This is a genomic window from Siminovitchia thermophila (assembly GCF_016909185.1).
Taxonomy (GTDB): Bacteria; Bacillota; Bacilli; order Bacillales; family Bacillaceae_C; genus Siminovitchia; species Siminovitchia thermophila.
The window spans coordinates 79,525-94,575 of the sequence record NZ_JAFBFH010000018.1 but is presented as its reverse complement, the minus strand read 5'-3'; the positions used below and the strand labels follow the sequence as shown (position 1 = coordinate 94,575).

Below are 15,051 nucleotides of genomic sequence, written 5' to 3'. Positions count from 1 at the left end.
TCATCATGTCCTCCATGTGTTTTTCTTGGTCGAAAACATTGTAACATGGTCATGATGGTGACCTATTCTTTTTACACAATTATATGGACTTTATCAAATGGCTTCTCATAAAACTGCCATTCTCCATCTTTTCCAATCTTATACTCTGATTTTTCTACACCGCTTGTACCCACTTTGCCATCCACGATGGTCACTTCCACCGCTTCATTCGTCCATTCACCGGACGGATTCACCTTTATGGTTGGTTTTTCCGGTTCCATATCGATTTCCAATTTCATATTCCCGGCATTTTTAGAAAACTCGTAGCCATTCGTCGCTTTCCATGTAAAATTAGTCATTCCAATCCACAATAAGGGAGGCATAAACGTTAAATCCTTCAATTGATCAAGAGGAATCACTTGACCAGTTGCAACTTCTTCTCCGCTTAAAAACAACCTGCCTTTATCAGGAAGAGTCTCCATTCTAACTGCTTCGATTTCCGTTTTGTCTCCGTTTTTATAAACAAAGTCCTCCTTTTTAAATCGGACTTTCTGACCAATCCATCCCGTTACAACGTGATCCTCCGGAACTGGCAGAGATCTATATATAATTGCCGCCTCATATTCACTGACATTTTGAGCACGATCCCGCAGTTGCATATAAACGGTTTTCTGACTAACACCTGTCTCTTCCAACATCCATGGCTTCGTTTCTGAAAAATTCTCCCAATTATCCTGCCATGTATCTTTGTCATTACTAAACCGCATCTGCACCTGGCCAGAACCGCCTAAATCTTTTGCCGTTACATTCAAGATGACCTGGCGAGAGTTTGTATAATTTTCATTTCCGTTTATTGTAATAGTTCCACTAGGGGCCTCACGATCGATCAAAAATTGCAGTGCAGTCGCTTCCCCGCGTGTATTGGTTATTTCCAGTTCTATTTCTCCTGTTTCTGCTATAGCCAACTGCTTAACCGCCGTATCTCCGCTTTCTCTTACAAATACCTGTTTTCCATTCATATGAACCGTTTTGACACGAGGGGCAAGTGTGACCGTTACATCACGATTGTATACACCCCCATCTTCAACTCCATCGATCAGTGGGCCGAGCTCCAAATCAATGCTGGCTGAAAAAGTGTCACTAATATTTCCAGCCGGATCCTTTAAGCGAACATACACCGTTTTTCCTTCTTCCACTGTCGGAGATTCCAATGTCCATTCATACGTTTTTGAAAACGGCACCCACTCATGAGGCCACTCATTACTTTTATTGGAAATTTGCATTTCTGTTACACCATTCGTATCCCGACCATCCATATGCAGAGTCACTTTTGGGGCCTTTGTACTCACTTCTCCCCCGTTGATCGTAACATTTCCGGCAGGCTTCACCGTATCCAATATGACATTGGCCGTGTATTGATTGGTCAAAGCTCCAGCCTGGTTTCGAAGCTGTAAATAAACTGTTTTTGGCCCATCACCCGATGGCAAAGTCCATTCCATTGATGATTGATATGGCCGCCATGGTGTGATCCAGTCATTAGAACTGTTCCCTAGCCGCATTTCAACCGGCCTGCCATTGTTGGGACGAGCATCGATTCGCAATTTTACCCCTTCTGTATTTGTAAAACCATTGCCTTCAATGGCTATTTCTCCCATAGGCGGCGAAGGCTCCTTATACATAACAAGCAGCATTGGTTCATAGTATTCTTTGCTGTGATTATATATTGACAAGTTCCGGTTCTTTTCGGGGGAGCCGGGATCAGGCGATTCAGTTGCCCCCCCAAATAAAAAAGCAGCTTTACTATGATGGAGTTGAGAAACGACATAAGTTGTGACGTTAAATGACATGCTAAAAGGAGCGTGAGTAATGGGTCTATTTAACAATTTCGCACTTTTATTACGTACAAACATATTTTCCAGACTGTAGTTATTGACTCCCCATATATCCAAAAAAGGGGCATTTTCCAGGGAAGAAGGTGCTACGCCAAACTGTAAGGCTACCATTTGTATGTCCTTGCTTCGGTCAATTTCTTCCAGAGAAAAATAGACCAAAGGTTCATGATAAATACGCGATCCCTCCTTCCATTCATACCCTACTTTGCTAGTACCAGAGCCGGGGCCCAACTCCCATGACCCATCAACACGTTGAAAGTCTAGTGTTTTTTCAGCTTTAATGATTTGAGACAAATTTTGCGCCTCTACTTTCCCCTGAAAAAAAGGCTCGATCATAGAGAAACTTAAAATAAAAATAAGGAAAATAGCGATCTTTCTTTTCATTTTTTTAATCCTTTCCGATATAAAAAGTGTACGTTATCATCTATACTAGTTGGTGAAAAAAACAGAATCTATTCCACCAATCTAATCTTGCTCGCAATCATACCAAATGGAGCGTTACACAAACGCAACACCTCATTTTAAATACAATGGATTGCACAAAAAAATTCTCCCTTTTTTTATGAAAAAAGGAGAATCTGAATGTCTATAAACTGTCAGCCATGTCATCTGTCCAATGAAACAAAACAAGCAAAAGGGGGGTCTTCATGCCGCTTATAAAAATCAATGACAGACAAGTTCATTATGTACTTCAAGAGGCGCAATCAGCCCATCATACTGACGAAATACTCGTCCTTATTCATTCAAATGCAGTCGATCTGCGGTCTTTTGAAACACTAATCAATCATTTGGGCGATACTTACTCTATCTTGCGCTATGACTTGAGAGGATATGGAAAAAGTGAAAATGATGTCCCCATTCAAGATTTGACGATCCAGCGATTCGTCATGGACCTTCATGAATTGCTGGAAGCTTTCGAGTTGAAAGCTGTACATATCGTTAGCTGGCAAATGGGCGCATTGATCGGCGCAGCCTATGCAAACCTACATCCAAATAAAGTAAAAACTCTTACATTAATGTCCTTACCATGCCACCCGCCACATATGATTCCAAGTATCCGATCCCATCGAAAAGAATTGTCAGGTGGAAAAAAAGAAATTCCATTTGACTACTTGGAGGCAATGGCCACCACTTTGCCAAAAGGGCATCCAGAGCTAGACAAGTTGAAAGTATATGCCGAAACGATTGAATTTGACCTTTACGCCAAGGTCATGGACTTGACCGTCAGTTCAGATCCCATTACGGATATCAAACAATTGCAATGTCCTACACTCATTTTGTCGGGATCAAAAGACTTTTTGTTTCCTTTTCATTATTTAAAATTACATACGGTCCATTTGCGCCACTGCCAGCATTTAATGATACCAAACGCATCCAGTCTTATCATTCTGGATCAACCGAAACTGATTGCCCAGATTCTCCATGATTTTGTCACGCATCAGAATGGCCCGCCTGTTGTTCCTGATCCATTTATCCGTTCAGTGGATGAGACAATGCTTGATTATGTCAGTCAAATTCAAACAGAGTGGCTAGACAAGCTCCAGGCGCACAAACAGCTGCAAGTAAAAATACTGGAGCCATTTCATGTGCATCTTGAAGGAGAGCCGATACAAAATGGTTGGAATAAGCGTTTCGCCAAACCATTGCTGCTTTTTCTGTTAGTCAACCGTTCCACGACGCGAGAACATATATGTGAAACATTGTGGCCACATATTCCGATTCAGCAAGCAAAAGCCAATTTACGGGTATATTTGTCCTACTTGCGCAAACTTTTAACCATTCCAGGGAGCGATTACTCCTTTTTAGTGTTAGATGGCGCTCACGTATATCTTCAAGGAGAAGTGAAATGTGATGCCGTGATCTTTATGGAAAAAATTCGCGAAGCGCAATATGAATCATCATACAAAAAACGGCAACAGCTTATTGATCAGATGATTCACACTTTCCCCAAGCGCCTTTTTGATGAGTCTCACCCTACTGACTGGTTTTTAGAATTGCGCACCCAGATAGAAGAAGACGTAATGGATCTCGTTCTTTGGAATGCTTACGCTTATAAAAAGCAAAATAATTATATGACAGCCATTTATCAGTTAAAAAAAGCCATCCAATTAATACCTGCTCTTGAATTTTATGAATGTTTAATTGATTTTTACCGGAAAGAAGGGATGGAGGAACAAGCAGCGATGTGGAAGAGGCGGATGTTGGAGTATGATAAACATCAATAAAAGAACGTGAAATACGAAAGGAAACTTGGAGGGGACAGAATATATTTCTTATCTCTCGTTTATAGGAAAGTGATTATAAATAAGAGCGAACCTGTTTCCATTTACAAAATGCCGATAACAGCATTCGAAAAAGAAATAAATGACATTGTTGGCTGTTAGACAATACGGGGAAACTCTCCCCCTTGTTTATACAAGACATTCCCTGTACTACACCCGGCTGCTCTTTACCCGGTGAACAGCAACTGCTCCAGCTCATCAAAATGTTTCCCGGGCTTCCCCCACTTGTTCGGTCTACACGTGGGGATGTAGCACACGATTCCTCGTTCCTGAGAGAGGGCACCTTCCTCCAGACTCGGGTTCCTTAGTGGTATTTACGAATCATTTATTTCGTTATGAACCATTTGCTTCAGTATTTTTTGTGTCGTAAAAGGCTTTATAAAAAGTAAATGGAATGTGTTTGTGATCCCGAGACCACCCAAGACCAAAAAATCTAGCCGGGCAAACACCAAAGTCAATATAAAAGAAATAAGGGCAAATAAAACACTCAAACCGCCACCGGCGTATATGGATACGCGATATTGCTGTATCCCTTTTCTGGCAAATGTATCCAAGCTTTCCCTATTTACAAATATTTCCCTTGGTTTCCGTATATAAAAACTTCGATAATAAACTTTTGCTACGAAATAACTCCCGATGATCACAATGCCAATGCAAGTAAGTAAGAACATATTCACTGCATTTCCTGCAAATGAAAAGTAGAGAAATATTTCATTGGCCAAGTATATTCCTCCAAGGATGGCAAGTGAATAGATGATTAATATGAGAATCGCATAAAACTCCTGGTGCTGAAACTTATAAAATTTATGATGTTCTCGGTCATAAAATATCGTATATGCTTTTTGTTCCCGATAAATCGGGATGAGTTTATCTATTTTTTGCATTCCTTATAATCCCCTTTATATACTCGCTTTAACATGGGATTCTCACGGATCACAATGCTTTATCCAGAGGCTCTATCAGCATATTGATTGAGCATGTTTTCTACAACAAAAGCCTTATCATGAAAGCATCCATTGGTCAATAGCTTCATAAATGTGGCTCATATAGCCTGTTTTACTAAAAATGATCATAAAAAAGCTTGTAGAGAATCATAATACCTGCATTCCCTACAAGCTGACAATTTTTTAAAAAGAGATGAGGCCCAAACTGATTTGTAAGGCATCATCCACCTTTTCCATCATTTCTTCGTCCAGATGTGTAATTTTATCCGTTAGACGCTGCTTGTCAATCGTTCTAATCTGTTCAAGCAGAATGACTGAATCCCGTTCAAAACCATAACGCTTTGAATCAATTTCTACATGCGTAGGCAACTTAGCTTTTTGGATTTGTGCTGTAATGGCCGCAACAATGACCGTGGGGCTGAAACGATTCCCGATATCGTTTTGGATCACGAGCACCGGCCTGACTCCCCCTTGTTCCGAGCCTACTACCGGGGATAAATCGGCGAAATATACATCGCCTCGCTTAACGCCCAAAAGATCATCCCCCGCTTACAAGCCGTTCGACAGTATGCTCTGCCTCGTATTCCGCCTGTATAGCCTCCGATGCAATCGCAAGGTTGATCTTGGCCATTTCCATGTAGCCTCGTCTCATTGATTCTACTATGTGGCGTTTTTTTCGTTCACGAATATACATTTTCGTAGCGCGGTAAATAAATTCGTTTCGATTTACATTCTCTTGTTCTACAAATCCGTCCAGCTCCGCCAAGAGTTGCTGTGGTAAACGAATAATAATTTCAGTTGTTGCGCTGGATTCAGACACTAACCACACCTCCACCATCAATACAAGCCGTTTTAATTCAAATCAACTATAATCATACCATCAAACAGCAGTCCTGCAAAGAACATTTGGGATTCTTTTTCTATTATCGGCCCGGCAAAGAATTCCTTATACATCATTTCTCCCTTTTTAGCTGAATTCCTTCTTTTTTCTACTGAAATTTTACAAAAATCGAGTAGAAAGTTTATTTTCAATTTCGACGGCTTGCTTCCCTCGTTTAAACACCCTCGGAACACGAAAATTGATCGAACATGTTACTTCATAATTGATTGTATCAAGCTTTTTGGCGATGTCATCCACGGAAATAAACAGGTCTTGCCGCCCGCCGATGAGCGTAACTTCTGTTCCAACCGGAAAATAGCGGGGGAGACGAATCATAGTTTGATCCATACAAATTCTCCCAACAATCGGGGCAAATTCATCTTCTATAATAACCCGCTGGCCTTCCAGCTTTCTGAGCCAGCCGTCCGCGTACCCAACCGGAAGCGTGGCGATCCACTCTTCTTCGCGGGCCTTGTAACAAGCTCCATACCCGACGCACTCCCCGGCCTGCAGCTTTTTAACATGAACAATTTTTGTATGCCATGAAAGGACCTGACGGGTTTTCGGAATAAATTGTCTTTCTTCTGATGGAGAAAGACCGTAAATGGCGATCCCGATTCTCGCTGTATTGAACAAGGAATCATGGTGGCAAAGGGCAGCAGCGCTGTTTGCGGCATGAATATAAGTCGGAACTGTTTCCAAAAGATCAATAAATCGTTTGAACTTTTGCAGTTGCTGCTGATAATAACATTCTTCTTGTTGATCTGCAGTCGCAAAATGCGTAAAGATGCCCTCAAACAAAAACTTGTCCGATGCAGAGACCATTTTTTCAACTTCTTTCAGCTCATCGGCTCTTCTAAGGCCAATTCGTCCCATGCCGGTATCGCATTTTATATGGACTTTTAATACGTCGCCGTCCTTCATCGACCGGCTCGCTTCCTCTAACCAGTCTGTTTGAAAAACGGGTACGGAAATATTGTAACGGGCAGCCACTCCGGCATCGCTTGGCCGAATAGCGCCAAGCACGAGAATCGGCGCCTCAATTCCATGCTTTCTTAGCCATAATGCTTCATCTAGCAGTGCCACAACCAAACCGTGCGCCCCTGCTCTTAACGCTTCCAAGCCAACCTGCAAAGCCCCATGGCCATACGCGTTCGCCTTCACGGCGGCCAGCATATGTGTGTTCCGCGGCAACGCGTTTCTGATCATTTTAACATTGTCATACAAGGCATCTAAATCAATTTCCGTCCATGTATCACGGAAAAATGGAATTTCTTCATTCAAGTAAGTCACACTCCCCAGATCGACTTCACATTATTGATTATTCAATCAGGGCACACATATGTCAATTGATTTTTAGAAAACCTTCCCGTTCGCTTTATTGTGATTTTTGCGAAACATTAAGGTACTTTCTCTCTTCTGTCCAATTAAAAGCTGTTGTTTTCGTTGTAGCGGTTACAAACATTGATGCTGGAATGTGTGAATATGGAAAAATGAGGAAATGATCAAGTTGGGAAGGGGACAATCTACTGCCTCCCGAATATAAGAAATGCATCCATGTTGTAAATATTTATCCAATCCCATTCTGCGCTCTCCATCCAAACAACTGCCAGAAGACGGGTTTCCTAAAAGCTATGGCCGAAAAAAATTCTTTCTTCTATAAAAATTGCCTAAAAACGAGCATATGACTTTCACGTTAATGAATTGACATTTTTCGTATGCAAAATCCTGAATATTACCATCATAAGTCATTTTGGCAAAAAAACAACACCGCAAAAAACAAGAAAATATATTGAACCGTGGATTTTTCACTTCCCCATCGTTCCTTAAACCAATCAAGCTTTTCCTAGCGATGTATCTCCCGCCTTGAAACGGGAGACTTCATGCCAGATAATACGTTTCACCTATGTAATGTTACTCGCTTCAATTTCAATATGCCGGAATGCTTTTACATCAAATAACCCGGTATCAGTCAGTTTTAATTCAGGAATAACGGGCAAGGCAATAAAGGCTAAAGTAATAAACGGGTTAAATTCCATGGAGCAACCTATTCGCTCCAAAGCTTTATTAACCTCTTTGATCCGCTCATGAATCACCTGATAATCCAGATCCGACATTAATCCGGCAATCGGCAGCGGAAGGGAAACAATGGGCTTTCCACCTTCCACAACAACGAGGCCGCCTTTCATGTCTGCTGTCACCTGAATGGCCATCAGCAAATCATCATCATTTGTACCGGTGGCGACAATATTATGCGAATCATGGGCAACTGTCGACGCAATAGCCCCTCTTTTCATCCCCATTCCTTTCACAATCCCAAGACCGATATTTCCTGTTTCGTTATGACGTTCGACGACTGCTATTTTCAACTGATCTTTTTTGGTGCACGGCTGAAAAAAACCATCAATCACATCCACCTTCTCAATAAGGTGTTTTGTGACAATCATCTTTGGCTTGATTTCAATAATATTTGCTCTGTTTCCTTTATTCATTCTCACTTTTAAATCTTCACGAGATACGTGCTTTATATGAAGGCTGTCTGTTATGGCGGGTGACGCAACGAAAGCCTTCTTAGGCTGGATCACATGGCCATTTTGGGCTACTAGGTTTCCTCTTTTATATACCCGATCAATATCGACGGTCTTGAGGTCGTTTAACAGTAGGAGATCAGCTTCATACCCCGGTGCGATGGCCCCTTTTGTTTTAAGTCCGAAACATTCTGCCGCATTTAAGGTAGCCATTTGAATGGCAAGTAGAGGATCGAGTCCTTCACGTATGGCTGTTTTTACATGATAGTCGATGCTTCCCTCATCAATGATTTCATCCAGATGCTTGTCATCCGTAACGAATAGGCAGCGGCGCGCAGTATGTTCATGAACAGCTTTCAGCAGAGCAACCAAGTCTTTGGCCGCCGAGCCTTCCCTCAACATCACATACATCCCTTTTCTCAATCTTGTCAGGGCTTCCTCCGCTGTCACACATTCATGGTCGGTACGGATTCCCGCGGCCATATATACATTGATTCCATCCGAATGAATTCCGGATGCGTGGCCATCAATATGCCTTTCTCTAGCCGTTGCATTCATGATTTTGTCTAGCATATTGTCATCTTTATGAAGCACTGAAGGATAATCCATGACCTCTCCGAGTCCAATCACTCTGGGATGGGAGTAATATGGTTCCAAATCTGAAGCTTCAAGCGACGCTCCCGCATTTTCAAAAGGCGTGGCGGGAACACATGATGGCAGCACCAAAAGAACCTCCAGTGGAATATCTTCGGATGTATGGAGCATAAAGTCGATTCCATACGTTCCTGCTACATTTGCGATTTCATGCGGGTCGGCAATGATGGTCGTCACCCCATGCGGAAGGACTACATTGGAAAACACCGGCGGAGTGACCATCGCGGACTCAATATGGACGTGGCCATCAATAAAGCCGGGCACGATATACTTGTCGGATGCATCCACCGTTTCCTTCCCTTCAAATGTTCCTGTTCCGGCGATATAACCATCCACAATGGCAATATCCTCTCTGATAATCTCCCTTGTAAAGACATTGACAACCTTGCCGTTTTTAATCACTAAATCAGCCGGGGCTCTTTTTGCCGCCACGTCTATTCTTTTTTTCAAGTTTTCTATTGTAATGCCCAATCCATATCCCTCTCTTTATTTACTGCATAACCCATATAGCGCCTTCAACATTTTCCATAAAGCGCAAGTCACCCCTATGGCGATGTCTCCTATCAAAGCTAATATGTTATGAGTGCGCATGCCAATACGATCGGAACTATCCGCACCGGAAACACGAAAACGATCGCAGAAGAAAATAATGCAAAAGAAATCCTCCGCAAACACGCATCCCTATTAACGCCCTCCCAGAATAAAGGCCGTTCCATCGTGCCATCGAATCAGCCTCTGGTGAACACATTCAATTTTTGGATATCCGGACTTTCCTCATTAATCCAATGTTGGATGTCCGGCTTCCTCATCAACCCAATGTTGGATATCCGGCTTTCTCATCAACCCAATGTTGGATGTCCGGCTTTCTCATCAACCCAAAGTTGGATATCCGTTTTTCTCATCAACCCAATGAATGTAGCCAAGTTATCAAACCGTTCTATGATTGTAAAGAAACAATCACTGACACGCTGCCGTATCACCCACCACCTAACAAGCCGCGGGTCATACTTGCCAATTTCAGCGATACGCTATCAATATGATTGAAAAGCTGCTCAATCCTATGATATCAAAATATCGAGATGAAGCAGATGTGTTTGATCCAAGCCTTTTTCTATTATACCCATCATACGTTTCTCTTTTTAAATCAGCCAGAAAAAACTTTAGGATCCAGAGCGCAACATTTGCCCCCCCTTCCTCCACTCGATATTTTCCCGCATAAAAAACACCTCTTCCTACGTGCCGATCCTTTAAATGGAGGCTGGAAGAGGTAAACTTTTTCGCCATATCCGGATTTAAAACTTCAAATGAATTACACTTTCTTTTTATAGGTGGACAAAAGAGCCCGTTTTAAAGAACCACGTCGGGATTGCGAGTGGCAGACGGTTTATCCTCTATAGCCGGGACACTTACAGCGAGCCGTAAAACGGACCGACATCCTGGTCATAGCATTTTTTCATAAAACATTCCCCCCTACACATCTTACGGCAAAAAAAATCCCTTTCAGGTAGATATAACCTGAAAGGGAACAGAATATTTTTGCGGACCGTTATTTCTCTGAGTAGCCTTGAACTGAACGAGCAACACCCAATAACTCTTCCTGTGTCAAATCTTGTGACGCCAGCAAATAATCCACTCCGGCTTCGCTCCATACAATCGAATGGTCGTTCATCACGCCGACAGCAAACCCGAGATCCACCATTTCTCCGTCCATATCGACTGTTTCCATGGAAGCGGTTGGAATGACTTCCGCTTTTTCTTGAATCAGTGTAAATGATTTATTTTCACCTTCATAGGTCAATATCACACGCTTGCCCTCGTCAGTTTCGACGGATTTTTCATCGGCAAGACTCACACCCGGAATCTCGGCCATCGGATACTTCACTGTAAACTCTTTTGTGTTCAAATCGGCTAATACCGGAACTTCCAACTGTGCGCTCGTCATGTTTTTCTTCGTATCAAACGCATCATTATCAAATTTCGCGTCAAAATCGACTTTTGTGAATTCAACAGTGACGACCGGATTTTTATCCGTATCCATGACCTGCACACTAACCGGCTCCAACGTCTTTCTATGGAATGTAATTTCCTGCGATGGAAGCATTTTATTATTTTGGTAGCGTGTTTTTGTTTCAAAAATATAATGCTCTTTCGTCGATTTAAATTTCGCTTCCTGATCCTCTAGGACATCTTGGACAAGTGACTCATACAAATAAGCCTGACTGCTGTTTTTCGGCCAATCACTCTGGAAGCGATAACTTTTGTTCAAGGCAGGAGTCAATACGTAGACGCCGCTTTTATTACGAAGAATCATTTGACTCTGTTCTTTTTTGGCACTTTTCAAATGAATCCGGTAATCGCCCGGTTTATGATGCCAAACATCTATATCGTACACTTGCGGCTTACTCCCGACTTCCAGCGTCATCTTGGCCTTTGCCTTGTACCCTTTTAACTCCCCAACCTTCTTATCCAGCCCTTTTGTCACATCCTCCTTTGATTTTTCCCCACAGGCCGAAAGTACGAGCATCGCCAGCAACAATCCTGCAAATAGCCATAGCCCCTTTCTCATTCCTTCAACCCCTTCGTTGTCTCATTTACACATAAAAAGAAGAGAGGAAGCCGGAAACCCGGGATCATTGGCCATCATCCGTTTTTTCCCGCGAGCGCCCCGCACAACGTGGCAATCATTCCGGGCCCTGCCCCCTCTCTCCTGACGCATTAAAAATATATGAGACAACCGTGGACAATATGTCAAAAGAAAAGCCGCCAATTATGTGGCGGCAACGGAAAAGATTGTTTCAGGTTGAACTTTGCAGTCCGATAAGGTATCATTTGATTTTCCTATTTACGGTCCAGGAAAATGGGGTTATTGGCTATCTTCTATAATCACTTGTGCCGCGGCATACTGCTTCGTGTGCGTAATGGACACATGCGACTTCCCCATTGCAGGCTTCGCGATAAATGGCTTTCCGCTAGATTGCGACCCGATTTCAATGTCCATAAAGGATATACCCTTGCCAATTCCGGTTCCCAGCGCTTTTGCAAACGCCTCCTTTGCCGCAAACCTTCCGGCAAGGAATTCTGTTTTCCGCTTTGCGGGCAAGGTATCATATTGCATAAGTTCTTTTTGAGTTAAAATTCGCCCTGGAAACCGAGGCTGGCTCTGCCTAAGCCTCTCAATTCTGTCTAGCTCCACAAGGTCCAGACCGATTCCAGCAATCACGGCTGCACATCCCTTCTACTATTCGTCTCTGTTTAATATAATGGGAGAAGCAATATACGTTTCATTTTTTTATGAAAAATCCGAAAGGAGACACATATGTTTGTCCGTACCGAGTCTTTTAAACAGTTTAAGCAACTTTACCCGGTTGTTACCACAGTTGTCGCCATTCATTTGATCCTTTTTCTATCAATGAAGCTTCCGCTTCTTCCCAACAAGCTGATTTTCGAATCGCTCGTGGGTGTTAATATTTACATTGGCATGGGCGAGTATTGGCGGCTTGTAACCCCCATTTTTCTGCATGCAGGCTTAGCCCATGTTTTATTTAATTCTTTTTCACTTGTGCTGTTTGGCCCCGCTTTGGAGCGTGCTCTTGGAAAATGGCTGTTTGTTTTCGTCTATTTGGCCTGCGGAATTGCGGCCAATATTGCCACTTATTTGCTGAACCCTCCGTACTATACCCATCTGGGGGCGAGCGGTGCGATTTTCGGCCTGTTTGGAATCTATTTGGCTATTATTGCATTAAAAAAAGGAGCGATGCCCCCGCAAGGCAAGCAAGTGATCCTGCCAATGGCCGCGATCGGGGTCATCATGACATTTTTTCAATCAGGCATCAATATTACGGCCCACATTTCTGGCCTGATTGCCGGTTTTTTGATCGGCGCATTATTAATTCAGATCAAGCCTGTTCGCTTTTGGTAAATTCTCGATGGCTGTACCACTTATATATTTCTTGGGCAGCCTCCTGTTCTATATGGGGAATATGCCCCCTTTCAAACGCTTCTCCCGATTTTACCTTAGCTTCCACACCGGCAAGATCGGCACGATCTTGAAACCAGTTGACGCTCATGTCAAAGGCTTGAATCCGGTTCTTGTTCATGAGTACCGTGTGCTGTTCAATCGTTCGGAACCGCATCGTCAACTGCCGGCCATGGATATTCCAACCGGCTGAACGAAATTGGGCATACCCCCAGACCGCCGCTCCTCCAATCAAAATGCATGCCAGCAAGCCATACGGCCAAAAAGTGGCTGACAGTACAATGGTTGCTACGAAGGCGATAAGGACTTTAACAAATAAGTATCGCCTTAGAGATTTCTTTGGAGCGGGCTTCAAATCGGTCACAAATGAAAACTCCTGCAATACCTCTCCCAAAATATCGGGAATCTGGCTCTTTTTCACAACAGGCAAAAGGTCAATAGATGAGCTGTCCTCTTCCATGACAGTTCCTCCCGCACTCTCGATTTTCACACTCGCATATCCAAACGGCTGGCGAATCGGACTTTCCGTAATCTTCAATGCTTGAATCCGGTGCAGTGGAACAGTCGTCGTTCTTTTTTCGAGCAGCCCGCGTGTAATGATTAAATCATTTTCCACTTTTTTAACGGTAAAGTCATTGTACTTAAAGAAAGCTATTAATACGGAAATAAGCCAGGCAATGACCAAGACAACAAACACGATCGCCGATATAAACAAGACCCCGTAACGAATCAACTCCTGCATTTCATTAAATACCTTTTCATACGGGATGAAGTCTTCAAATTGGAAAATAAAAGCCAGAAAAGCGGAAATCACCACTCCGGCCCGTCCCGAGGTAGTAGCCAGAAAAAACAGTTGAGGCGTAGTGATTTTATAAACGACCTCTTCAATCACTTCTTCTTCCACATCTTCCGCATTCTTTCCCCGCTTGGCATCCGCAATGATTTTTTGCAAAGCGGCGGCCTCTTCTTTGTGAATGGCAGTCAGTTCCGCCTCCGCTTTATTGTCGCTGGAAGCCGCTGTTTCCACCTTTACTTTTACAAGCTGAAAAGGACGGTGAAAAATGCCTTCAGAAAGATCCAAGCTTTGAATCCGTTCAAAAGGGATGTATCTTTTCTTCCTTACGAACAACCCTTGGGTAATCCGTAGTTCTTGGTCTTCAAGCCAATAAGTAAAACGAAGCCATTTTATAAAGCCGGAAACGATCATCGCCACGATTAAAAGGATAAAAATAAAAAGCGGCACTTTATTCCAAAAAGAGTCATCACCTGAATTTCCAATGATAACAAATAAAATAAAGGGAATGATCAATTCTTTTAAGGCACTCATGATTTCGTAAAAAATAGTAATGGGATGGAGACGTTTTGGTTCAGACATCATCTTTTGCCACCCTTGCCAAAGCCGAAATCAAACGGCGTAATTCCTCCGCTTCCCCTACATCGACTGCCGGTATTTCATGTGTGGTCGCCGCAGTCGAAATAGAAACGGTCGCTAAATCGTATTTTTTTAAGAGCGGTCCTTGTGAGGTATCGACATGTTGAACCCTCACCATCGGAACAAGCGTCCGGTGTACAAAAATGACGCCGTGCTGCAGCTCCAATTCATGCTCATTTACCTCATACCTCCAGCGTTTCCAACGGATTGAAGGAATGATCCAAACGGCGCTGACTGTTTCTATCAAAGCCAGCAGGCCGGTTACTACAACGATCCAAACAGGCCAATCCAAGAAATAAGCCGCTACTCCCACACCAATTGCAATCGCCCATGCGATAAGCGAAAAAATGACGCCCATCATCCTCCATACTTTTAATCCGCGCTTCGATATTCGTTTTGCCGGTATAGTGATCTCCATGAAATTCTCCCCTCAGTTTGCATCAATACATACGAAATGATCGTACCATGTCATTGCCTATTTTAC

General features: G+C 43.0%; 13 protein-coding genes. 2 read left to right on the top strand and 11 right to left on the bottom strand.

Features of this window, described 5'->3' with window-relative positions; translation table 11 throughout:
* Positions 1-71 precede the first annotated feature (71 nt).
* A complete protein-coding gene (locus JOC94_RS13355; protein ID WP_205179599.1) occupies positions 72-2,255 on the bottom strand; it encodes a hypothetical protein in 2,184 nt (727 codons plus the stop codon).
* A 263-nt stretch (positions 2,256-2,518) separates the two neighbouring features.
* Here JOC94_RS13355 and JOC94_RS13350 point away from each other — a divergent pair, with 263 nt between their 5' ends.
* Positions 2,519-4,096 carry an alpha/beta hydrolase gene (locus JOC94_RS13350; RefSeq protein WP_205179598.1) on the top strand — a complete coding sequence of 526 codons (1,578 nt, stop codon included), beginning with the start codon at positions 2,519-2,521 and terminating at the stop codon, positions 4,094-4,096.
* A gap of 371 nt (positions 4,097-4,467) precedes the next feature.
* On the opposite strand, the gene JOC94_RS13345 is transcribed toward JOC94_RS13350, so the two are convergent.
* The 8 genes from JOC94_RS13345 to acpS form a co-directional block, all read right to left on the bottom strand.
* Positions 4,468-5,037 (bottom strand): hypothetical protein, encoded by a 570-nt coding sequence (locus JOC94_RS13345; protein WP_205179592.1) that lies wholly within the window; start codon positions 5,035-5,037, stop codon positions 4,468-4,470.
* A 243-nt stretch (positions 5,038-5,280) separates the two neighbouring features.
* Positions 5,281-5,631, bottom strand: coding sequence for a type II toxin-antitoxin system PemK/MazF family toxin (locus JOC94_RS13340; protein WP_077111417.1), 351 nt, complete (start codon positions 5,629-5,631; stop codon positions 5,281-5,283).
* Positions 5,632-5,635: 4 nt separating this feature from the next.
* Positions 5,636-5,917 (bottom strand): CopG family ribbon-helix-helix protein, encoded by a 282-nt coding sequence (locus tag JOC94_RS13335; RefSeq protein ID WP_018709208.1) that lies wholly within the window; start codon positions 5,915-5,917, stop codon positions 5,636-5,638.
* A 180-nt stretch (positions 5,918-6,097) separates the two neighbouring features.
* Positions 6,098-7,249: an alanine racemase gene (alr, locus tag JOC94_RS13330; protein WP_205179607.1), complete on the bottom strand. Its 1,152-nt coding sequence runs from the start codon at positions 7,247-7,249 to the stop codon at positions 6,098-6,100.
* A 632-nt stretch (positions 7,250-7,881) separates the two neighbouring features.
* A complete protein-coding gene (ade, locus tag JOC94_RS13325; RefSeq protein WP_205179590.1) occupies positions 7,882-9,630 on the bottom strand; it encodes an adenine deaminase in 1,749 nt (582 codons plus the stop codon).
* Between the two features lie 368 nt (positions 9,631-9,998).
* Positions 9,999-10,139, bottom strand: coding sequence for a hypothetical protein (locus JOC94_RS13320; protein WP_205179583.1), 141 nt, complete (start codon positions 10,137-10,139; stop codon positions 9,999-10,001).
* A gap of 566 nt (positions 10,140-10,705) precedes the next feature.
* Positions 10,706-11,725 (bottom strand): LolA family protein, encoded by a 1,020-nt coding sequence (locus JOC94_RS13315; RefSeq protein WP_077111423.1) that lies wholly within the window; start codon positions 11,723-11,725, stop codon positions 10,706-10,708.
* A 297-nt stretch (positions 11,726-12,022) separates the two neighbouring features.
* Positions 12,023-12,379 (bottom strand): holo-ACP synthase, encoded by a 357-nt coding sequence (acpS, locus tag JOC94_RS13310; protein WP_077111424.1) that lies wholly within the window; start codon positions 12,377-12,379, stop codon positions 12,023-12,025.
* Positions 12,380-12,475: 96 nt separating this feature from the next.
* On the opposite strand from acpS, the gene JOC94_RS13305 reads away from it, so the two are divergent.
* On the top strand, positions 12,476-13,078 hold the full coding sequence (locus JOC94_RS13305) for a rhomboid family intramembrane serine protease (protein WP_077111425.1): 603 nt from the start codon (positions 12,476-12,478) through the stop codon (positions 13,076-13,078).
* On the opposite strand, the gene JOC94_RS13300 is transcribed toward JOC94_RS13305, so the two are convergent.
* On the bottom strand, positions 13,056-14,513 hold the full coding sequence (locus JOC94_RS13300) for a PH domain-containing protein (protein WP_236017093.1): 1,458 nt from the start codon (positions 14,511-14,513) through the stop codon (positions 13,056-13,058). The genes JOC94_RS13305 and JOC94_RS13300 overlap by 23 nt on opposite strands.
* The gene (locus JOC94_RS13295; RefSeq protein ID WP_077111426.1) at positions 14,503-14,985 is read right to left on the bottom strand and encodes a PH domain-containing protein; all 483 of its coding nucleotides are present in this window, start codon (positions 14,983-14,985) and stop codon (positions 14,503-14,505) included. The genes JOC94_RS13300 and JOC94_RS13295 overlap by 11 nt, the downstream gene beginning before the upstream one ends.
* Between the last annotated feature and the right edge of the window lie 66 nt (positions 14,986-15,051).